Genomic DNA, 21,168 nt, shown 5'->3' on the forward strand with positions numbered 1-21,168 from the left:
CCATACCATTGCCATATTACAGGAAAGACACAATTAGTTTACTGCCAAATTCCCGTTAAGGGTATTTCTGACTCATTGAGGTTATTGTGCTTGCAGCGTTTCTCGGCTTCAGCCGGTATATTTATAACAGCCATTTTCTTTATTATTTCCGCATCCTGATTGCGCTGACAGGTACCACACTGGTGCCGTGGCTGCTGCACATGCCGCCGAAAGTCACCATTGCCCTGACACTCGGGATGGTGGCCGCCGCACTGACAGACCTGGATGACCGGCTCGCCGGGCGTCTGCGTAATCTGTTTATCACGCTGATCTCTTTCTTTGTCGCGTCTGCGGCCATTGAACTGCTGTATGACCACCACCTCCTGTTTATGGCAGGACTTGCGGTATCAACCAGCGGGTTTATTCTGTTGGGTGCGCTCGGGCAGCGTTACGCCACCATTGCTTTCGGGGCACTGCTGATCGCGATTTACACCATGCTGGGTAAAAACCTGTTTGATGACTGGTATCAGCAACCGCTGTTACTGCTGACCGGTGCGGTCTGGTATAACCTGCTGACCCTGACCGGGCACCTGTTTTTCCCTGTCCGTCCGCTGCAGGATAATCTTGCCCGCTATTATATGCAGCTATCCAATTATCTGGAGGCAAAAGCAAACCTGTTTGACCCGGATATAGAAGAAGATTATCAGCAGTCCGTCTTTGAACTGGCGATGGCGAACAGCGCACTGACGGAAGCCATGCATCAGGCAAAAATGACCCTGTTTTCCCGCCTGAAAGGTGACCGCGGCCAGCGCAGTACCCGCCATGCCCTTCATTATTACTTTGTTGCCCAGGATATTCACGAGCGGGCGAGTTCGTCTCATATCCAGTATCAGAATTTAAGCAATGAACTGCGTTACAGCGATATTATGTTCCGCTTTCAGCGGCTGATGACCATGCAGGGACATGCCTGCGCCGCTGTTGCGCAGGCCATTTTGCAGCGCCGCAAATATCACCATAACCCGCGTTTTGAGCGGACATTTTCTTATCTGGAAAACTCCCTCAACCTGCTGGAGCAGCAAAAGCCCGGTAACAGCAGTGTCATGGCTCTGCGCCATCTGCTGACCAACCTGCGCGGTGTCGATTCCCAGCTTAAAGGACTGACCGCAGAGCAGACTCAGCTTCCGGCGGAAAAGATGCAGGAAGATGCACGCCTGTCCAACGAAAACCTGCAGGGACTGCGTGATATCTGGGCGCGGGTCAGGCAGAACCTGACACCACGCTCCGCCCTGTTCCGCCATGCTATCCGGATGTCGCTGCTGCTGTGTGCCGGTTACGCCATTATCCTGACCTTCGATCTGACCCGCGGTTACTGGATTATGCTGACCAGCCTGTTTGTCTGCCAGCCGAACTACAGTGCCACACGACGCCGCCTGATGCTGCGCATAGTGGGGACTCTCGCCGGGATCCTTATCGGCCTGCCGATCATGTATTTTGTGCCGTCTTATGAGGGACAGCTTATTCTGATGGTACTGTCCGGGCTGATGTTCTTTGTGTTCCGCACCAGTCAGTACGCCCAGGCCACCATTTTTATCACCCTGCTGGTGCTGTTCAGTTTTAACCTGCTGGGTGAAGGATTTGATATCGCTATTCACCGCATTATTGATACCCTGATCGGCTGCGGACTCGCCTGGTTTGCTGTCAGCTATATCTGGCCGGACTGGAAATACCGCCAGCTGCCGCTGGTGATTGACCGCACCATGCAGGCAAACGGCCGTTATCTGGAACAAATCCTGCAACAGTATTACAACGGTAAAACTGACAGCCTGGAGTACCGGGTTGCCCGTCGTGATGCGCATATCAGCGACGGGGAGTTTGCCTCTGTGGTAGCGAACATATCCTCAGAGCCGAGCAGTTACCGTACATCTCAGGATGAGGCGTTCCGCCTGCTCTGTCTCAACCACACCCTGCTCAGTTATATTTCCGCGCTCGGGGCTCACCGCACCAAGCTCACGGATGACACTATTCTGCGTCTGCTGAATGATGCCATCCGCTATATCGAGACCGCACTGCAAAAAGGACATCGGGAAGATTTGCAGATTCAGGCTATTTCAGATGCGCTCGCACAGCGTCTGGATAAATGTACCTGTGACAATAACAGTACCGAGCAGCTGGTGCTGGAGCAGATTCGCCTGTTACTCAGCCTGACACCGGACATTACCGGGCTTATCCGGCAGATCAATGATAAAGAGCATAATCTGCAGCCTTCCGCCGGGCGGTTCCGCCGCAAAAAACAGACTGCGGCGGAAGAAACACCGGACAGCTGATGTCTTCCCGGGGAAAACATTTCCCCGGGATACCTGCGCCGTTTAGTTCAGCCGGCCATGCCAATGGATAAGATCCTCCCGCAGTGCTTTCGGTAATACCGCACTGTGGCACCCCTCAATGGCTCCCGCGATGGCAAACAGTAATTTCAGCTCATTCTGCGGCCGGGCTTTGACCTTCAGAAAGCTCGCTTTGGCACCCAGCAAATAGAGGTCATCCACCCGGCGGATCCCCGCCTGCCATAAGCGGCGTTCCAGAGCTCTGTCCACATTCGGCAGATCTTTAATCCGCGACGGCAGTTGCTGCTGTGACTGTGCATGTTCCCGTGCATGCAGGTAGGTCTGGTAAAAAAGGAACTCACTCTGCTGAGGGCACTGCCATACCGCGTCCGGAACACGGTAATAGTTAATCCGCATCGGCAGGATCCGCTTGGGATAAGTAAACCGGTCACTCAGTTCCAGCCGGCAGAACAGCTCGCGGGTGGCCTCTGTGCTTTTCAGCCAGAGCTGACTGTTGGCTATCAGTGCGAAAGTGACCCGGTCAATGGATAATCCCATACACCCGAACTGTGATTTCAGGCGGATCCGGCCGAACGGCTGTGTACTGTGTTGAAGACGATCAAACTGAACATCTGACAATTTCAAATAATCCTTCATATTATCAGTCCTTTGAAAGCAGGTTAAACGTATCGTTGTGTCATTCCCTGACTGAGCTCAGCTGTCGCCACAAAATAAGGAATGTTTCCCCGATTGCCAACGATAAATTCGTATTTGTATCCGGCAAACCTGAATTTTGCGAGTTGTATGGAAAAAATTTACTTGATCTGAGCGGAATTGGATTATACTGTACACATATACAGTATCACTATGTGAGGTTAACTATGCGCCAGCAGGCAACCCGGGAATACGTCCCTGTTACACCGGCATCTGTGTCACCCGCCCTTGCGGGGGAACGCCGTCTGAACGGAATGGTCAGCGAACTGGTTTATCGCAATAATGATATCGTCCTGACCCACATTCTGCTTCCTTTATTACGTCAGCTTGCCGGGGAGTCCCGCTGGCTGTTATGGCTCTCTCCGGGTGCAAAACTTAACCGCACCTGGTTATCGCAGAATCAGCTGCCGGGTGATAAAATCATGCAGTTGTCCCGCATCCCGGCAATCAACAGTGTTGCCGCTATGGAGAAAGCACTCGCCAGCGGTAACTACAGTGTGGTTCTGGGCTGGCTGCCGGTACTGACTGAGCAGGAAAATGCCCGGTTACAGCGCGCTGCGGAACAGGGCGGCTGCCTCGGTTTTATTATGCGTCCGCAGGAATGGCATCATGACAGTGCACCTGTTGCACGACAACTGAATACATTACAAATTCACTCTTTCCCTTATCATTAAGGAAAATTAAGAATATTCTCAGAGTTTTTTACATGCCCGTATCATTTGCTCTGCTTGGTTAATAAAATTACACTATTTCAACGTGTTAAGCCAAATATCCAAAGAAATTGACTATTTTGTATGTTTATGAATCAGTACAGTTTTTTACATTTTTTTAGTCGAATTCCACAGGACAGGCTTGTAACTTTTATAGTTCGCTGTAGACTTTACACCGTTAAGGTAGTGCTTAAAATTCCCTGTTGGGAGCTATTTACTAAATAGCGCACATAATCCCTGACTATTTTTAAAAACCAAAGGCGATAATAAGGCTATTAAGCCAGAGCCAATTTGGATGATAACGAGGCGTAAAATGAAAAAGACAGCTATCGCAGTAGCAGTGGCAGTGGCAGCTTTCGCAAGCGTTGCGCAGGCAGCTCCAAAAGACAATACCTGGTATACCGGTGGTAAATTAGGTTGGTCTCAGTATCAGAACACCGGTACTGGTTTTGACGGTGAAAGCTTAGGCAACACTGGTCCGGTTCATAAAGATCAGCTCGGCGCTGGTATCTATGCTGGTTATCAGCACAACCAGTACATGGGCTTTGAATTAGGTTATGACTGGTTAGGTCGTATGCCTTACAAAGGCGACGGTAACAACGGCGCATTCAAAGCACAGGGCGTTCAGCTGACTACCAAACTGAGCTATCCGGTAATGGATGACTTAGACGTTTATACCCGTCTGGGTGCAATGGTATGGCGTGCAGACGCAACCGCATCTTACAACGGTGAGCGTATCAAAGATAACGACACTGGCGTTTCTCCGCTGTTCGCACTGGGTACTGAGTATGCAATCACCCGTGATATCGCAGCTCGCGTAGAATATCAGTGGATCAACAACATCGGCGATAAAGAAACCACCATGGCACGTCCTGATAACGGCATGCTGAGTGTTGGTGTTGCTTACCGTTTCGGCCAGGATGAAGTTGCTGCACCAGTTGCAGAACCAGCTCCGGTTGTTGCACCAGTTGTTGAGAACAAACGTTTCACCCTGCGTTCAGACGTTCTGTTCAACTTCAACAAATCTACTCTGAAAGCTGAAGGTCAGGAAGCTCTGAACCAGCTGTTCAACGAACTGGCGTCAATCGACCCGACTCAGGGCAACGTCCTGGTTATCGGTTACACTGACCGCATCGGTTCCCAGAACTACAACCTGCCACTGTCTCAGAAACGTGCACAGAGCGTTGTAGATTACCTGGTCGCTAAAGGCATCCCAGCCGGCAGCATCCGTGCAGAAGGCCGCGGTAAAGAAGATCCTGTTACTGGCAACAAATGTGACAATATCAAACAGCGCGCTGCTCTGATCGAATGTCTGGCACCAGACCGTCGTGTTGAAATCGAAATCCAGGGTGTAACTGAACAAGTCTCTCAGCAGGCTGCTCAGTAAGTTCTGAATTCGGTTGTATGATGCAATGAATTGTATAAACCCCATCTCCGGATGGGGTTTATTTTTTGTCTGTTCCCAGCAGGCTTTGCAGATCTTCCTTCAGCGATGTCATCTTCGTCGCGTACTTTTCCTTGCGCTCCGCATCTTCCAGCAACTGCACAATCGTGTCCGATAAGGTACTGCCGCGCCGCTGTGATAACGCCGACAGCCGCTGCCAGACCAGAAACTCCAGATCAACCGATTTTTTGCGGGTATGCTGCTGCTCAGCATTAAAATGCCGCTTGCGCCGTGCGCGGATAGTCTGACTCATCCGGTTCGCCAGTCCCGGTGCCATATGTTTTTGTATCCACGCCGTCACTTTTACCGGATGTGACTCCAGTTTCAGTAACTGCGCCACTGCTTCCTCAGCCCGGCTTTTTTCCGTATAACGGGTAATTTCTTCACCTTCGCGGTGTTTTTTGACCAGATATGCCCACTTCCAGCCACATTCAAGATTCTCTAGTTGCTGATATTTCATGATTTTTCTCAGTGACAGGGTAACACTGACATAAGCATAGCAATATTCCCCGTAAAAAACCGCTCCTCTGCACAATTCTTTCCGCTCAGGACGGGTAAAAATAAACGCCGCGAGGATAGCTATCCGGCCTGCTTACGCGCTACAATGTCCCGCTATTTTCGTTACTATTCAAAGGCGGTGCTGATAACCGCACACTGCGGGGAGCACCAGATCCTGCCGCAACGATTAAATCCGACATTATCAAAAGCAGACAATACCGAGTGAATATTAAACAGCTGACCTGGCAGGCATTACTGCCTGATGAAAACAGTTACCACACCATCCTGCAAACCGCTTCTGAACTGCCTGCTCAGCAGGCTGATATCGTGCAGCCGCGTTTACAGGAAAGCCTGTCACTTTTCAGCCATCCGGCGGCAAAACGCCGTTTTATGCTGGTCAAAAGTGACGAAAGCGAGTGCTACCTGAATACCATAGCGCAATTACTGCCACCGGAAGTCAAAATCCGGCAAAAACGCACTATGGGCGGTGAATACCACTTCGATAATCACAGGTTTGTCTTTACACCGTCGGATAACGGCCATTTCAGTGCAGTGCAGCCGTTTGCTGTCTGTGACTGGATTGAACCGGAGCAGCTGTTCGGCCAGGTCTATACCCATCACCAGCATGTGCAGTTGCAGCCCGGTATTATTCATCAGGTTAATGGCGGCTTTCTGATCATGTCACTGCGCAGCCTGCTCGCACAGCCGCTGATGTGGCTGCGTTTAAAGCAGATGGTCTGCGCACAGCGTTTTGACTGGCTGGCTCACACCGAACAGCATCCGCTGCCGTTCCCGGTTGACAGCATGCCGCTTAACCTGCGGGTCATCGTGGTGGGCGATCGTCTGAGTCTGGATGAGTTTATGCTCTCCGAGCCGGAACTGAGCGAAGAAGCGCTGTACGGCGAATATGAATTTGATTGTCAGCTGGAAGAAACAGAACAGCTGACCGTCTGGTGTCAGTTTGTCAACGGGCTGCTGAAGCAAAATCAGCTGCCGCCGCTCAGTGCTGACGGCTGGTATGAGCTGCTCCGTCAGGGGATGCGTTTTCAGGAAGATAAAAGGACCCTGCCGCTCGACCTGACATGGCTGACCACTCTGCTGCGCGATGCCGCCACCCTGCTGCCTGCGGACACCATCACCGCAGAAGCGCTGCGCAAAATCAAAGACAACCGCAGCTGGCGCCACGGCTATCTGGCCGATCGCGGGCTGGATGAGATTCTTCAGGGTCAGGTGTATATCCAGACTCAGGGCAGTGCTGTCGGCCAGATCAACGGACTGTCCGTTCTGCAGTATCCGGGACACCCGGAAGCGACCGGAGAGCCCTCCCGTATCACCTGTGTGGCACATATCGGTGATGGTGAATTTGTTGATGTGGAGCGCAAATCAGAGCTTGGCGGTAATATTCACGCCAAGGGTATGATGATTATGCAGGCTTACCTGATTGCGGAGCTTAAACTGGAACAGCCGTTCCCGTTCTCCACCTCCGTGGTCTTTGAACAGTCCTACGGCGAAGTGGATGGTGACAGCGCCTCTCTGGCTGAGCTGTGCGCACTTATCAGTGCCCTCTCCTGGCAGCCGGTTGACCAGCAGATTGCCGTGACCGGTTCTGTTGACCAGTTCGGGTTTGTGCAGGCCATCGGCGGCGTAAATGAAAAAATCGAAGGTTTCTTCCGGCTGTGTCAGGCCAGAGGGCTGACCGGCAAACAAGGTGTGATTATCCCGGCCTCCAACGAGCGTCACCTGGTCCTGTCAGATGATGTGGTTGAAGCGGTACGTCAGGGTGAATTCCACATATGGACAGCAGGCCACGTCTCTCAGGCGGCCTCACACCTGATGAATATGCCGTACTATGAAGAGGACGGTAATCCGTCCGGAGAACACCTGTTAGCTATAATTCAGGATCGGATTTTCCTGGCGAACAATCAGGATAAACCAAGAAATTCGTGGTTTTCCCGCTGGTGGAAATAGCACAATTTTTATCTGATCGGACTTGTTCAGCGTACAAGTGTAAGCTATTGTGTAGCCTATCTGATAAACAAGGCAAAGATTGAGTTATGGTCGCAAAACAAGAATCCTACACAAAGCAAGAACTTGAAGCCTCAGGACGGGGCGAACTCTTTGGTGAAGACGGGCCGCCGCTGCCATCCGGCAACATGCTGATGATGGATCGCGTCATTAAAATGAGCGAAACCGGCGGGCATTTTGATAAAGGCTATATCGAAGCTGAGCTGGATATCAAACCTGAGCTGTGGTTTTTCGGTTGCCATTTCGTCAATGATCCGGTCATGCCGGGCTGTCTGGGCCTGGATGCCATGTGGCAGTTAGTCGGTTTTTATCTCGGCTGGCTGGGCGGCGAAGGGAAAGGCCGTGCACTGGGTGTGGGTGAAGTGAAATTTACCGGCCAGGTACTGCCGACCTCGAAAAAGGTCACCTACCGCATCCACCTCAAGCGTGTGATCAACCGCAAGCTGATCATGGGCATCGGTGACGGCGAAGTCTTTGTTGATGATAAACTGATTTACACTGCAACAGATCTGAAAGTGGGTCTTTTCAAAGACACCAGCGCGTTTTAATCTTTCCTGCCGTGGTGTTATTGGTGTTATCCGTAAAAAACCTCCGCACAGCGGAGGTTTTTTATCCTTCAAACCGGGTTACGCAATGACCGCCCTTTTATCGATGGCCTCGCGCCAGCCTCCCAACCAATGAGAACGTTCGTCAATTTTAAGATACGGGCAACTCTCTTTAGAACGTCCTAAAATACCCGCCTGATAACCTTTGGTTAATGCTCTGGCTAAACGATCACGCTTTTGTCTTTTCATGCCGTTACTTCCCTCATGTTATTCAGTGCTGAAAACAGGTTGATTTTTATTCAACCCATAATAGAAATACGCTTTCGGGCCGGAGTTTGCAAGTAAAGAAGGTTCAGGGTGTGTCAGTTCCGCTTTTCATAAAAATACACAATAAAAACAGGGCTGTTATTTTACCAGCGTAATCAGATTATTAGTTTTCAGGGGACCGTAAAGGTATTCAGAAGGATGTTTCAGACGAAATAAGAATCGTTTTAGCGATCAGCAGATTAAGCGGATTAATGTGGCGTGTTTCACAAATTTGTCATTTTGATGACAATTTACTCTCTGCACATCCGGTGCAGAGAGTAAACCAGCAATTACTTACGCAGCTCGTCAGCCACCGATTTTGATACCTGCGCCCAGCCTTCCCCCAGCGTACGTACCAGCGCCGGATAGCCGTTTTCCGCCTGTTCCAGTACCAGATTAAACGGGTGGCGGATAACCGCGTCACCGTGGGTGTAAATCCAGCTGCCCGCCACAATCACTTTGCCGTCATAACGGCCGTGGAAACCGGTGACAGTGACAGTCAGGGTATCCGGTTTACTTTCCAGCGGCTGCACCGAAACCAGTCTGTCCGGCAGTGCCTGACTGAGTTCCGTCGTCATTACTTCCAGCAACTGCTGCTCCAGCGGACCGGCCCATAAGTTAGTGCTGCCGATGTTGTATTCCACATCACTGGTCTGATAGACAATCCCGGCATTTCCCAGCACATCCCCGAGCGTGATACGCTGGATCCATAACTGCGGATGGCGGTTGTCACTGCCGGTACTGCGGAAGCTTGTCTGTTCACTGCTGCTGTCCGCAGCCGCCACCACTGGTAACTGATAATACTGTTTCACCGGGGTGCTGCTGCACCCCGCCAGTACAAAAACGCCCAGGAATGCCAGTGCTTTTGTCAGTTTCTTCATCTTAATTCTTCGCCTTCTTAGGTTGCGGATCCGCCTGCGGCGCGGCTTCAAAGACCAGAGCATTGCTCTTGTTATTCAGGGTACGCAGTACCGGCTGTAATTCACGCAGAACCTGATCCAGACGCTGCATATCATCAACCAGTTTGTTGTACGCCGGTGACCCCGGCTGGATACCCTGCATACTGCGGTTCAGTTCACGCAGCGTGGCCTGCATATCTTTCGGCAGCGCTTTGAACTCTTTGCTGCTGAGTAACACATTCAGCTCAGACAGTGTTTTCTGTGCTTCAGCGATGGTTTTTTCGCTGGCACGCAGTGTCTCTGTCGCCTGTTTCATCATCGGTTCAATCGGCATGCCGTTGATTTTATCCAGCGCCGCCAGTACTTTTTGCTGCAGCTGAACCAGGCCACCGCTGGTGGTCGGCAGAATGTCATAATCCGCAATTTTCATCGGTGCTTTCCACGCCGGCTGATCCGGGTAGAAATCGAGATCAACATACAGTGCGCCGGTCAGTAAGTTACCGGATTTCAGTGAGGCGCGCAGCCCCTGCTGTAATGCGGTTTCCAGTTCCTGTGCCAGTTTGAAATCTTTACCTACATCTTTCTCGAAACGCTCGGGCTCGATATGGATCAGGACCGGGATGCGGAAATCCTGATCAAATGTCTGCCCCAACCCTTTGGCGTAGAACGGAACCTGTGCCACTGTACCGAGACGGATACCGCGGAATTCCACCGGTGCGCCCGGAGACAGGCCGCGCACAGAGTCGGAGAAGAACAGCAGATAACTTTTATATTCGGTGTAGAGTGAATTTTGCGTGCTTTTCTGGTTATCAAACAGCTTAAACAGGGTCTTAGGATTCACTTCCTCACCCGGCTGCCAGCCGTCCGGCACATCAAAACTGACGCCGCCGCTGAACAGTGTGGAGAGCGAACCGACCTGTACACTTACCCCCTGCGAGGACATGTCAAAGGCAATACCGCTGTCCTTCCAGAAGCGGGCGTTGGTGGTCACCAGTTTGTCATAAGGTGCGTTGATAAAGAGCTCATACTGCATCTCGCGCTCATCAAGATTAAATTCTGCCGTTTCCACGGAACCGACACGGTAACCACGGAACAGCACAGCATCCCCCGGATTCAGTTGTCCGGCCTGCTGACTGGTTAATATCACGCGGATCCCTTTGGCGTCCGGAGACGCCAGCGGCGGTGAATCAAGCAGTTCAAATTCACGGCGTTCGCCGCCGGTATTGGCAGGCTGCACCTGAATATATGCCCCTGACAGCAGTGTGCCCAGCCCGGAGACCCCTTCACGGCCGACCGTCGGTTTCACCACCCAGAAAACGGTATCTTTACGCAGAACGTCTTTCATCTCTGCGTTCAGGCGGGCCTTGATGATCACGCGGCTGTAACTCTGATCCAGCATGACACTTTCAACCACACCGACATCCACGCTGCGGCTTTTGATTTTGGTTTTACCGGCTTCGACCCCTTCCGCGTTATAAGTGATCAGGGTGATTTCCGGTCCCTGTCCGCGAAAGTGGCTGATAAGGATCCAGGCACCAATCAGTACCGTGACGATGGGAATTATCCAGACCGGTGACCAGCTTTTCAGTTTGCTGACCTTCGCTTCTGTCAAATCATCAGTTTTATCGTTCAACCTGAGGCTCCTTAGCACTCTCCGCCCGTTTTTTTTCAAGCCGATCCCACGTCAGGCGCGGGTCGAACATTTCGGCGGCAATCATTGTCAGAATGACCACCATCGCAAATAAAATCACACCGATATCCGGATAGATGCTCATCAGACGCCCCATCCGCACCAGTGCCGCCAGTACGGCTATCACAAACACATCAATCATGGACCAGCGTCCGACAAACTCCACGATTTCATAAATAAAGTGCATCCGGCCGGGATCACGCCAGCCGTGACCTTTGGCATCCAGACACAGCCAGCCGATGGCCAGCATTTTCAGGCTCGGCACCATGATACTGGCGATAAAAATCACCATCGCCACCGGATAAGAGCCATCCCCCCACAGCAAAATCACCCCGGCCATAATGGTCGAGCCGAAATCACTGCCGAGGGATTCGGTGATCATAATCGGCATCAGGTTTGCCGGGATATATAAAATCACGGAGGTAAACAGCAGTGCCATGGTCAGTTGTAAGCTGTTCGGCCGCCGGGCATGACCCCGGCTGCTGCAGCGCGGACACTCATGCATATCTGCCGGCAGAATCGCCTGACAGGTACCGCACAGCCGCACCCCCTGACACAAACCGCCTTTTCCTGCCTCCAGCGCCACCGGCAGCGGCGGACGCGGTGCAATCCGCTGCCAGACCCAGTGTTTATCCAGGCACTGGAATGCCCGCACCTGCATCACACAGAACAGACAATATGGCAGAAAACTCACGCCCAGCCCGATATCCCCGTACGCCATCAGTTTCACGAAACTGACCAGCACACCGGCGAGGAAAATCTCCGCCATACACCAGGCACGCAGCCGGAACAGCAGCCGCGTGACCGGAATGGCCAGCGAAGGCGGCAGACGGATCCCGCTGCACAGTAAGGTAATGGCAAACAGGCAGAAGGCCGGTACCGCCAGCACAAATCCCATAAAGAACAGTGCCAGCCCGCCGTAGTTATCCCCGAACATCACAGACGGTATCTGATAAAGCGTGATTTCGCTTTCAATACCTGCCACTTTCATCGAGACAAACGGAAACATCCCGGCGAGTACAAACATCACCAGGCCGCTGAGTGCATACATCAGCGGCTGGCGGCGCGGTTCACGCCAGCGGGCGGCCAGGTGAGTGTGGCAGCGCGGACATTCGGCTTTGGTTCCCCGTTCCAGCTCAGGGATTTCCACCACCAGGTCGCACTGCGGACACAGCACCGTGACTGAATCATGTGAATGATGAGCACACACTGTTTCGTTATTTCTCCAAAATCACAGGCGGGATCAGTTCCCGCTCTGCATTGCTTCCAGCGTCTGCCAGCGCTCAAACGCCTCTTCCAGCGCATGCTCTTTCTCTGCCAGCAGCTTCAGTACTTTATCTGTTTCATCATGCGGCTGGTTAAAGAATTCAGGCGCACTGACCTGACTTTGCAGTTGCTGAATTTCCTCGTCGAGAGATTCCAGCAATGACGGCAGTTGTTCAAGTTCCCGCTGTAATTTATAACTTAATTTTGCAGATGTATTTGCTTTTTTAATGTTATCTTTACGTTTTTCTTCCGCCGCTTCCGGTTTCGCTGCTTTCTCCGCCGGGGCTTTCAGCGACTGAACCTGTGCCCTCTGCTGTTGTGCATCAAAGTAACCGCCGACATAACGCCCGATGGTACCATTGCCTTCAAAAATCCAGCATTCGGTCACGCAGTTATCAACAAACTGACGGTCATGGCTGACCAGCAGGACAGTGCCCTGATAGTTATCCACCAGCTCTTCCAGCAGTTCCAGTGTTTCGACATCAAGGTCGTTGGTCGGTTCATCGAGGATCAGCAGGTTGCTTGGTTTCAGGAACAATCTTGCCAGCAGCAGACGGTTACGCTCCCCGCCGGACAGGGCCCGCACCGGTGTTCTCGCCCGTTTCGGATGGAACAGGAATTCGTGTAAATAGCCGAGCACATGGCGCGGTTTGCCGTTAACCAGCACTTCCTGTTTGCCTTCCGCCAGGTTATCCATCACGGTTTTATCCGGATCCAGCGCTGCACGGTGCTGGTCGAAGTAAGCCACTTCCAGTTTGGTACCGATGTGTACACTACCGTCGTCCGGCTGTAAATCACCGAGCATCAGTTTCAGCAATGTGGTTTTACCGCAGCCGTTCGGGCCGACCAGGGCAATTTTGTCCCCCCGGTTTACCTGAGCACTGAAATGACTGACCAGATCCTTACCGTCAATACCATAGCTGATATCATCGATTTCAAAGACGATTTTGCCGGAGCGGGTCGCCTCTTCCACCTGCATCTTCGCTTTGCCCATCACCTCACGGCGTTCCGCGCGTTCGCTGCGCAGGGCTTTCAGGGCACGGACGCGCCCTTCATTACGGGTACGGCGGGCTTTGATGCCCTGACGGATCCAGACTTCTTCCTGCGCCAGCTTGCGGTCAAATTCCGCATTCTGCATCTCTTCGACACGCAGTGCCTCTTCCTTGGCCACCAGATAATCATCATAACTGCCCGGCCAGGAGGCTAATTTACCGCGATCCAGATCGATAATCCGTGTCGCCATATTGCGGATAAATGAACGGTCATGGGAAATAAAGACAATGCTGCCGCTGAAATTTTTCAGGAAGCTTTCCAGCCACTGGATGGTTTCGATATCCAGGTGGTTGGTCGGTTCATCCAGAAACAGCACTTTCGGCCCGCTGACCAGTGCACGGCCGAGTGCCGCTTTACGCAACCAGCCGCCGGACAGTGCGGATAATTTTTCATCCGCCGGTAATTCCAGGTGCGCGATCACATCCGCGATCCGGCTGTCGAGCAGCCATAAATTCTGAGTGTCTAAAATTTCCTGCAGTTCCGCCATTTTTGACAGATTTTTATCACTCGGGTCACTTTCCACTAATTTTGAGATCTGATGGAATGCCTTGATATGCTGCGCCTGCTCTGCCACCCCTTCGGCGACAAAGTCAAACACGGTGCCTTCCACATCACGCGGCGGATCCTGCTGCAGACGGGCAACAATCAGATCCTGTTCATAGATAACCGTACCGTCATCCAGCGGCTGCTCTTTGGTCAGCACACGCATCAGGGTGGATTTCCCCGCTCCGTTGCGTCCGACCAGACAGACACGCTCATTTTCTTCGATATGCATCTCCGCATTTTCCAGCAGCGGAGCATCACTGAATGCGAGCCAGGCGCCCGCCATATTAATCAACGACATAATTTCTGTTATTCCTCGCCTGCGTGGCGGATAAGCCAGCAGTTATGGATCTGACGGTTACGGGCAAAATCCTGTGACTGTGTTTTGGCGGTGATCTCCTGAGCAACCAGCCCCAGAGCATCCATACCGTCCTGATCTAATTTAAAACCGCGTTTGTTGTTGGAGAACATCAGGGTGCCGCCGCGGCGCAGCATACGTTTCAGATGTTTCATCAGGTCGATGTGATCACGCTGGACATCAAAGGTGTCCTCCATCCGTTTGGAGTTGGAGAACGTCGGCGGATCGATAAAGATCAGATCAAACTGTTCCGGGGTCTGTGCCAGCCAGCTCAGGCAATCCGCCTGAATTAAACGATGCTGTCTGCCACTCAGGCCGTTGCTCTGCAGGTTGCGTTCCGCCCACTCCAGATACGTGCGTGACATATCCACAGACGTGGTGCTGCGCGCGCCGCCGAGACCGGCGTGAACCGTTGCCGAGCCGGTGTAGGCAAACAGATTGAGGAAGTCTTTGCCTTTGCTCATCTGTCCCAGCATTTTGCGGGCAATACGGTGATCAAGGAACAGACCGGTATCCAGGTAATCAGTCAGGTTAACCCATAACTGTGCGTTATACTCTTTCACCAGGAAGCTGTTCTGTTTCTCCGCCAATTTTTCATATTGCTGTTTGCCTTTCTGGCGCTGACGGGTTTTCAGGATCAGCTTGTGCGCCGGTAACTCCAACACGGCCAGTGTCGCGCTGATCACATCAAACAGGCGCTGACGCGCTTTGTTCGGATCCACGGTTTTCGGCGGCGCATATTCCTGAACCACCACATAATCCGCATAGCGGTCAACCGCGACATTATACTCAGGCAGATCGGCATCATAAAGGCGATAACATTCAACGCCTTCCTGCTTCGCCCATTTTGCTAATTTTTTCTCATTCTTGCGCAGGCGGTTGGCAAAATCCGCCCCGATATCCTGCGCTGTTGCCGGTGGTGTGTCACTTAACTGATAGTTTTTCTGCACACAGTCCAGCGGACCGTTTTTCGCCTTGAATTCACGCTCTGCACGCAGCTGCAGGCTGCTGAGGAGTTCCGGGGAAGCACTGAATAATGACAGACGCCAGCCGGGGAAACGGGTTTTCACCACACGGCCGAACACACTGTGCAGGGCAATCAGTGCCGGTTCGCTTTCCAGCCGCTCGCCGTACGGCGGGTTAGAAATAATGGTGCCTTTCGGGCCTTCCGGCAGCGGATTTTCCAGTTTGGTGGCATCTTTCTGCTGGAAAGTGATCAGTTTATCCACCCCGGCGCGGCGGGCGTTGGCGCGGGCCATATCCAGTACACGTTTATCAGTATCAGAGCCGAAGAAGCGCGCGGTTGCGCTGACCAGGCCGGCATTAGCGCGTTCGCGGGCTTCTGCACGGACAGATTCCCAGACCGCTTTATCGTGGCCGCCCCAGGCTTCAAACCCCCAGTGGTGGCGGTTCAGGCCCGGTGCACAATCAGAGGCAATCATCGCCGCTTCAATCAGCAGGGTGCCGGAGCCGCACATCGGATCCACCATCGGGGTCTCTTTTTGCCAGCCGGAACGCAGAATAATCGCCGCCGCCAGGTTCTCTTTCAGCGGTGCCTGACCGGCCAGTTCGCGGTAGCCGCGGATATGCAGGGAATCCCCGCTCAGGTCGATTGCCAGCGAGGCTTTTTCTTTATTGAGATAGACATTGATGCGGATATCCGGCTGCTGTTTTGCCACATCCGGGCGCGTGCCGGTTTTGCGGGTAAAGCTGTCGACGATAGCATCTTTGACTTTCAGTGCGCCGTACTGGCTGTTACGGATCTCATCGTTAGTCCCGTTGAAATGCACGGCAAATGTCTTGTCAGCAGAGAACACCGACGGCCAGTCAACGGACTGTACCGCGAGATAAAGATCCATGTCGCTATAGACATTAAACTCATTCAGCGGTAATAAAATACGGGATGCCAGACGACTCCACATCAGACACGTGTACATCGTACGCGGCTGCGCCCGGAAGTGAACGCCACCCTGCGTAATACTGAGATCCTCAGCGCCCAGTGTCGCTAATTCATTTTTTAAGAGTTCTTCGAGCCCGCGGGCGGTGCTGGCAAAATACGCGTTCATCATGGTTTACCGTTGAAATAAAAAATTGGAGCGCATTATAGCGGATCCGGGCGGTAAATCATAAAATTGACGTTCACCTTTTTCCGGATAAACCGGGATGCCATTGTGGTATTACTGATAATAACGAAAAGAACGGATAACAATGACGACAACACCCATCACACTCTCCCGTTTATACACCTTTCCTGTGAAGTCAATGAAGGGCATCCGCCAGTCACAGAGCCATGCCGGGGAAACCGGGCTGGGCTTTGACCGCAATTTTATGATAACGGATGAGACCGGAAAATTTATTACCGCCCGCCGCTACCCGCAGATGGTCCTGTTTACCCCGGTGCTGCTGAGCAACGGAATTTACCTGCGCAGCCCGGAGGGCAGCGGCGCCACGATCCTGTTTGAGGATTTCCGCCCTGATCACCTCCCGTGCGAAGTCTGGGGAAACCATTTCACCTCACTGCTTGCACCGGAAAAAATCAATCAGTGGCTGTGTCAGTTCTTTGATATCCCGGTACAGCTGCGCTGGCTCAGCCCGCAATCCACCCGCAGAGTAAAAAAATTCCCGGACACTGCGGTGTCGTTTGCCGACGGTTATCCCTATCTGGTGGTCAATGAAGCCTCTTTCCGTGAGGTGCAGCGTCGCTGCGGTGCCGGTATTAAAATCGAGCAGTTCCGCGGCAATATTATTGTCACTGGTGCAGAGCCGTTTGCGGAAGACCGCTGGAAAACCATTCAGGTCGGTGATGTGGTGTTTGATCTGAAAAAACCGTGCAGCCGCTGTATTCTCACCACTGTCAGTACGGATAAAGGGATTAAACACCCGGAAATGGAGCCGTTCCACACCCTGCAAACCTTCCGGAAAGCCGCAGATAATGATGATGTGGATTTCGGTATGAATGCCATTGCCCGCAACAGTGGTGTGATTCAGGTCGGTGATACCGTCACCATACTGGAAACCCGCGAGCCGCGTCAGTATCAGGAACAGGAAGTGGAAAAGGTGCAGGCCGCGCCCGCACAACCGGAAGCAGCACTGGAACTGACATTCAACGGTAAACTCTACCCGGTGAATAATCAGCACGTCTTACTGGAGCAGCTGGAAGGCCATCAGGTCAATATTCCGTATTCCTGCCGTGCCGGTGTCTGCGGTTGCTGCAAAGTCACGCTGGTCTCCGGCGAAGTGACTCCGCTGAAAGCCGGGGCGATAAAAGAGAACGGCGATATTCTGGCATGCAGTTGTATTCCGAAAACCAATATTACTATTCGTCACGGATAACCGGCCGTCACGAATAACCGGTAAAAAAATACCCCCGGCAGATAAACTACCGGGGGTATTTCCGGCTGAATTGATCACTTATTAATAATAAGGATCCGCCGGGGGTTATATAACGTTATCTGATCCTGATTATGATCGTTTACCGGACAGCCTCAGACAGCTCTGCCCATTAATAAACTCCGTGTTACCGGGGTTCTTGGTAATAAACGATCATTCATGATCTTTATCGGATCACAAAAACACATGCTCCGATCGTGTAATTCAAGTACCGGATCAACCAGCAGACATAAACTGGCACTGTCCCCTGCTTCCGCCACAATAAAGTTGCTGCGCTGACGATTGTTATCCGCCACCACTTCAACCAGCTGCCCCTGCTCCGGTTTTGTCATTGCGCAGAACAATGAAAAATACCAGCTCTTCGGCATTTGCGGCTTTAAAAAACGCGATGCAATTAACGCATTCAGTGTTAATTCAGCACACTGCTGTGCCGGAATATCTAATTTTTTAATCTGTTCTTCAAAGATAAAAAATAACGCGGCATCATCAACAGAAAACGGGCTGTGACACCGTGCGTACGGCGCCAGCAGACGTGGTGCAAAATGGGAGCGGAATACCATTCCGTTGGCAAGATCCAGCATAATACGCTCATGCGTATCATCGTAATACCACTGCCATTGATCGTCAGGTTTTATTTTCATCTGATCACATTCCCGGCTAATACCTGATTAGCGATTTATATTTTCACTACACATTAAATAAAATAATTAAAAGTGATTGTTTGCTTTAACGTGCATTGCCTGTCAGTGACAATTTTTCAGGCAACATCTGAAAATATAAAAGAAACAGGGGGAAAAATAAACCCCCTGACAGGAATAATAGTGAAAATTACAGGCAATTTACAATATTTTTAATTAATTTGGGCCCGTGGTAGATAAATCCTGAATAGATTTGGATCAGAGATGCACCCGCTTCCATTTTTTCCCGGGCGGCAACCAGGGAATCTATTCCGCCGACACCGATGATTGGTAATTTCCCGTTCAGCTCTTTCGATAATAAACGGATAATTTCGGTGCTCTTACTCTGCACCGGGCGGCCACTTAATCCACCAGTTTCATTACAGTGATTTAATCCCTGCACTAATGAGCGGTCTAATGTGGTATTGGTGGCAATCACACCGTCAATATTATGGCGCACCAGGCTGTCAGCGACCTGAATTAATTCTTCCGCTGTTAAATCCGGGGCAATTTTTACCGCGACAGGTACATATTTTCCGTGCTTCTGATGCAGTTCCTGCTGCTTTATTTTTATTGCTGACAGCAGGTCATCCAGCATATCGCCGTATTGCAGTGTCCGTAATCCAGGGGTATTCGGTGAGGAGATGTTAACAGCGATATACCCGGCGTGGGTATACACTTTGTCCATACAAATCAGATAGTCATCCTTTCCCTGTTCAACCGGTGTATCTTTATTTTTACCAATATTAATTCCCAGAATACCGCCGAAACGGGCCTGTTTAATATTCTCAACCAGGTTATCCACCCCGAGGTTATTAAAACCCATCCGGTTAATTAACCCTTCTGCTTCGACAATACGAAACAGACGCGGTTTATCATTTCCCGGCTGTGGTTTCGGTGTGACCGTACCGACTTCAACAAAACCAAAACCCATTGCATCAAATGCTTCAATACATTCACCGTCTTTATCAAGACCGGCGGCTAATCCGAGCGGGTTTTTAAAAGAGAGTCCCATGCACTGAACGGGTTTGGTGGCGACATGCTGCTGAATAAGAAAACGGAAAGGAGAGCGGGAAAGACGTTTAAGCTGGTGAAAGGTGAATTCGTGGGCGCGTTCCGGATCAAGGCGGAACAGGGCCTTCCTGACTAGCGGATAATACATCTTAAATACCTTTTGCTATAGATATGTGTTTTCGGCACAACACGCCGTACCGGGCAATTTCTCTGTAACAAAATAGGTCGTGAATCATAGCTGAAACAGCGGGAGCCTATCTCAGGCGGCTATAATAGGTGAAATACGTCCGTTCTGCACGGCTTTTTTACGCAGTAAATGACGCACAAAGAATGTGCGTCATTTATTATCAGATCACCAGCGACCGGATGCCCCGCCGCCACCGCTGCGTCCTCCACCTCCGGATGAGGATCGGCTGCTGCTCCGGCTGCCCCCGCTGTAACCACCGCCGCTGCTGCCCCCGCCACGGCCGCCGCGCCCTGAACCACTGCCGCCTCCGCCGCCGACAGTAACAAAACCGAAATAGTGCCCGATCCCGACAAACATGCCGAATCCCACTCCCGCCACCACACCGGCGGCCAGACTCCCCTCTGAAAACAGTAATCCGAAAATAAAAGCAAATCCGCCGAACAGAAAACCAACACAGATTGAAACCCGCAGCTTCTGAGGCCGGACAATTTTCGTCAGTATCCGGTACAATCCGCCGAGCGTAAGCAGGAATAAGAAGAAGGCCGCGATAAACATGGTGAATGTCAACACTATCACCAGCCAGAACGGCAGAATCTGCAGGAACAGGAACTGACTCCAGCGCGGTAATTCTGTGTAGAGAAAATCTTCCCCGAAATGAATACCGTTTCCGGCCGGATTATTAAAGCCGCCGGCGTACCAGGTCAGATAAAGAATAATGGCGATCGGAATTGCCGCTTTCAGTTTAAAGCGTTTCACCATGCCATACAGGAAAGCGCCCCACAGATATGCACTCGCGGCCAGTACCGCACCAAGCACAATATCAATACAGCCGACGGGCCCTGCCTGTTTGGCAATAAAGAATGCCGGAGTGGTAACCGGTGGCAGTGGTTCATTGCGGACTCTGGCAATCAGCGCATCGACGGTATCATTAATACCACCGGCATAATTTCCCATTTTAAAATTCGGAATGAAATAATCCTTGAGAATACGGTTTGCCACCGCATCACTCACCGCTCCTTCCAGCCCGTATCCGACCTCAATCCGCATCGCGCGATCATCTGACGCCACCAGCAATAAGATTCCGTCATCAATATTGATACGACCAAGGCGCCACTGGCTAAAGACTTTTTCCGCATAACTTTCAATATCGCGCGACCCGGTAGTGTTCACCGTCAGTACCGCAATCTGCGTACCGGTCCGCTCGCGCAGTGCATTCAGTTTCTGCTCAATACTGCTGCGCTCACCGGCGGTCAGCAATCCGGCGGTATCGGTGACCGATCCCTGCATACGGGGAAATGTCTCCGTCTGAGCAAATGCCGTCACAGCAAAGAGCAGCAAAAACAGGGAAAATATCCCCTGTAACCAGCGACTGTACCGGTTTATTTCATTTCTCATCACGAAATCCTTTCTTTTATATACAGGTCGTCATTGGCCTGAGTTTACCGTATCCGGTTAAAAATAACGCCCTGTTACTGTGACAATGTATTGCAGTGCAAAAAAAAACACCTCCGGGGAGGTGTTTGTCTGAATCAGCTTCAGTGAAGTCGCT

At 51.7% G+C, this 21,168-nt stretch carries 17 protein-coding genes; 6 read left to right on the top strand and 11 right to left on the bottom strand.

Annotation, left to right across the window (positions count from 1 at the left end):
- The first annotated feature begins 86 nt into the window (after nucleotides 1–86).
- The gene (gene yccS, locus X965_RS02850; RefSeq protein WP_004241802.1) at nucleotides 87–2,303 is read left to right on the top strand and encodes a YccS family putative transporter; all 2,217 of its coding nucleotides are present in this window, start codon (nucleotides 87–89) and stop codon (nucleotides 2,301–2,303) included.
- Between the two features lie 42 nt (nucleotides 2,304–2,345).
- Here the strand turns inward: yccS and X965_RS02855 are convergent, their stop codons facing one another.
- Nucleotides 2,346–2,957 carry a TfoX/Sxy family DNA transformation protein gene (locus X965_RS02855; RefSeq protein ID WP_004235870.1) on the bottom strand — a complete coding sequence of 204 codons (612 nt, stop codon included), beginning with the start codon at nucleotides 2,955–2,957 and terminating at the stop codon, nucleotides 2,346–2,348.
- A gap of 224 nt (nucleotides 2,958–3,181) precedes the next feature.
- Here X965_RS02855 and sulA point away from each other — a divergent pair, with 224 nt between their 5' ends.
- Nucleotides 3,182–3,688 carry an SOS-induced cell division inhibitor SulA gene (sulA, locus tag X965_RS02860; RefSeq protein WP_004241800.1) on the top strand — a complete coding sequence of 169 codons (507 nt, stop codon included), beginning with the start codon at nucleotides 3,182–3,184 and terminating at the stop codon, nucleotides 3,686–3,688.
- A 349-nt stretch (nucleotides 3,689–4,037) separates the two neighbouring features.
- Nucleotides 4,038–5,111, top strand: coding sequence for a porin OmpA (gene ompA / locus X965_RS02865; protein ID WP_004235868.1), 1,074 nt, complete (start codon nucleotides 4,038–4,040; stop codon nucleotides 5,109–5,111).
- Between the two features lie 58 nt (nucleotides 5,112–5,169).
- Here the strand turns inward: ompA and matP are convergent, their stop codons facing one another.
- Entirely contained in the window at nucleotides 5,170–5,628 is a 459-nt protein-coding gene (gene matP / locus X965_RS02870; RefSeq protein ID WP_015422583.1) for a macrodomain Ter protein MatP, read from the bottom strand.
- 260 nt (nucleotides 5,629–5,888) lie between these two features.
- On the opposite strand from matP, the gene X965_RS02875 reads away from it, so the two are divergent.
- Both X965_RS02875 and fabA read left to right on the top strand, forming a co-directional pair.
- Nucleotides 5,889–7,634 carry a Lon protease family protein gene (locus X965_RS02875; protein ID WP_015422582.1) on the top strand — a complete coding sequence of 582 codons (1,746 nt, stop codon included), beginning with the start codon at nucleotides 5,889–5,891 and terminating at the stop codon, nucleotides 7,632–7,634.
- An 86-nt stretch (nucleotides 7,635–7,720) separates the two neighbouring features.
- Nucleotides 7,721–8,239: a bifunctional 3-hydroxydecanoyl-ACP dehydratase/trans-2-decenoyl-ACP isomerase gene (fabA, locus tag X965_RS02880; protein WP_004241796.1), complete on the top strand. Its 519-nt coding sequence runs from the start codon at nucleotides 7,721–7,723 to the stop codon at nucleotides 8,237–8,239.
- 78 nt (nucleotides 8,240–8,317) lie between these two features.
- On the opposite strand, the gene rmf is transcribed toward fabA, so the two are convergent.
- From rmf to rlmKL, 6 genes are all read right to left on the bottom strand, one after another.
- Complete coding sequence (gene rmf, locus X965_RS18865) at nucleotides 8,318–8,485, bottom strand: ribosome modulation factor (protein ID WP_015422581.1); 168 nt, start codon at nucleotides 8,483–8,485, stop codon at nucleotides 8,318–8,320.
- A 347-nt stretch (nucleotides 8,486–8,832) separates the two neighbouring features.
- Nucleotides 8,833–9,423, bottom strand: coding sequence for a membrane integrity-associated transporter subunit PqiC (gene pqiC, locus X965_RS02885; protein ID WP_004235863.1), 591 nt, complete (start codon nucleotides 9,421–9,423; stop codon nucleotides 8,833–8,835).
- Between the two features lies 1 nt (nucleotide 9,424).
- Nucleotides 9,425–11,074, bottom strand: coding sequence for an intermembrane transport protein PqiB (gene pqiB, locus X965_RS02890; protein ID WP_004235862.1), 1,650 nt, complete (start codon nucleotides 11,072–11,074; stop codon nucleotides 9,425–9,427).
- Nucleotides 11,064–12,341: a membrane integrity-associated transporter subunit PqiA gene (gene pqiA / locus X965_RS02895; protein ID WP_015422580.1), complete on the bottom strand. Its 1,278-nt coding sequence runs from the start codon at nucleotides 12,339–12,341 to the stop codon at nucleotides 11,064–11,066. Before pqiA ends, pqiB begins: the two co-directional genes overlap by 11 nt.
- A gap of 33 nt (nucleotides 12,342–12,374) precedes the next feature.
- A complete protein-coding gene (locus tag X965_RS02900) occupies nucleotides 12,375–14,294 on the bottom strand; it encodes an ABC transporter ATP-binding protein (RefSeq protein WP_036416985.1) in 1,920 nt (639 codons plus the stop codon).
- Nucleotides 14,295–14,302: 8 nt separating this feature from the next.
- On the bottom strand, nucleotides 14,303–16,417 hold the full coding sequence (rlmKL, locus tag X965_RS02905) for a bifunctional 23S rRNA (guanine(2069)-N(7))-methyltransferase RlmK/23S rRNA (guanine(2445)-N(2))-methyltransferase RlmL (protein ID WP_032098462.1): 2,115 nt from the start codon (nucleotides 16,415–16,417) through the stop codon (nucleotides 14,303–14,305).
- 196 nt (nucleotides 16,418–16,613) lie between these two features.
- Here rlmKL and X965_RS02910 point away from each other — a divergent pair, with 196 nt between their 5' ends.
- Complete coding sequence (locus X965_RS02910; RefSeq protein WP_004241790.1) at nucleotides 16,614–17,684, top strand: MOSC domain-containing protein; 1,071 nt, start codon at nucleotides 16,614–16,616, stop codon at nucleotides 17,682–17,684.
- Between the two features lie 152 nt (nucleotides 17,685–17,836).
- On the opposite strand, the gene X965_RS02915 is transcribed toward X965_RS02910, so the two are convergent.
- The 3 genes from X965_RS02915 to X965_RS02925 form a co-directional block, all read right to left on the bottom strand.
- Nucleotides 17,837–18,382, bottom strand: coding sequence for a cell division protein ZapC (locus X965_RS02915; protein ID WP_004235855.1), 546 nt, complete (start codon nucleotides 18,380–18,382; stop codon nucleotides 17,837–17,839).
- 187 nt (nucleotides 18,383–18,569) lie between these two features.
- The gene (gene pyrD, locus X965_RS02920) at nucleotides 18,570–19,580 is read right to left on the bottom strand and encodes a quinone-dependent dihydroorotate dehydrogenase (RefSeq protein ID WP_004235854.1); all 1,011 of its coding nucleotides are present in this window, start codon (nucleotides 19,578–19,580) and stop codon (nucleotides 18,570–18,572) included.
- 204 nt (nucleotides 19,581–19,784) lie between these two features.
- Nucleotides 19,785–21,014 carry a YgcG family protein gene (locus X965_RS02925; protein ID WP_004235853.1) on the bottom strand — a complete coding sequence of 410 codons (1,230 nt, stop codon included), beginning with the start codon at nucleotides 21,012–21,014 and terminating at the stop codon, nucleotides 19,785–19,787.
- Nucleotides 21,015–21,168 lie beyond the last annotated feature (154 nt).

The organism is Morganella sp. EGD-HP17 (assembly GCF_000512315.2).
Lineage (GTDB): Bacteria > Pseudomonadota > Gammaproteobacteria > Enterobacterales > Enterobacteriaceae > Morganella > Morganella morganii.

Excerpts from the sequence above, each read along its gene's own strand:
- X965_RS02855 (WP_004235870.1), bottom strand. The coding sequence starts at position 2,957 with ATGAAGGATTATTTGAAATTGTCAGATGTTCAGTTTGATCGTCTTCAA.
- sulA (WP_004241800.1), top strand. The coding sequence starts at position 3,182 with ATGCGCCAGCAGGCAACCCGGGAATACGTCCCTGTTACACCGGCATCT.
- ompA (WP_004235868.1), top strand. The coding sequence starts at position 4,038 with ATGAAAAAGACAGCTATCGCAGTAGCAGTGGCAGTGGCAGCTTTCGCA.
- matP (WP_015422583.1), bottom strand. The coding sequence starts at position 5,628 with ATGAAATATCAGCAACTAGAGAATCTTGAATGTGGCTGGAAGTGGGCA.
- fabA (WP_004241796.1), top strand. The coding sequence starts at position 7,721 with ATGGTCGCAAAACAAGAATCCTACACAAAGCAAGAACTTGAAGCCTCA.
- rmf (WP_015422581.1), bottom strand. The coding sequence starts at position 8,485 with ATGAAAAGACAAAAGCGTGATCGTTTAGCCAGAGCATTAACCAAAGGT.
- pqiC (WP_004235863.1), bottom strand. The coding sequence starts at position 9,423 with ATGAAGAAACTGACAAAAGCACTGGCATTCCTGGGCGTTTTTGTACTG.
- X965_RS02900 (WP_036416985.1), bottom strand. The coding sequence starts at position 14,294 with ATGTCGTTGATTAATATGGCGGGCGCCTGGCTCGCATTCAGTGATGCT.
- rlmKL (WP_032098462.1), bottom strand. The coding sequence starts at position 16,417 with ATGAACGCGTATTTTGCCAGCACCGCCCGCGGGCTCGAAGAACTCTTA.
- X965_RS02910 (WP_004241790.1), top strand. The coding sequence starts at position 16,614 with ATGAAGGGCATCCGCCAGTCACAGAGCCATGCCGGGGAAACCGGGCTG.
- X965_RS02915 (WP_004235855.1), bottom strand. The coding sequence starts at position 18,382 with ATGAAAATAAAACCTGACGATCAATGGCAGTGGTATTACGATGATACG.
- pyrD (WP_004235854.1), bottom strand. The coding sequence starts at position 19,580 with ATGTATTATCCGCTAGTCAGGAAGGCCCTGTTCCGCCTTGATCCGGAA.
- X965_RS02925 (WP_004235853.1), bottom strand. The coding sequence starts at position 21,014 with ATGAGAAATGAAATAAACCGGTACAGTCGCTGGTTACAGGGGATATTT.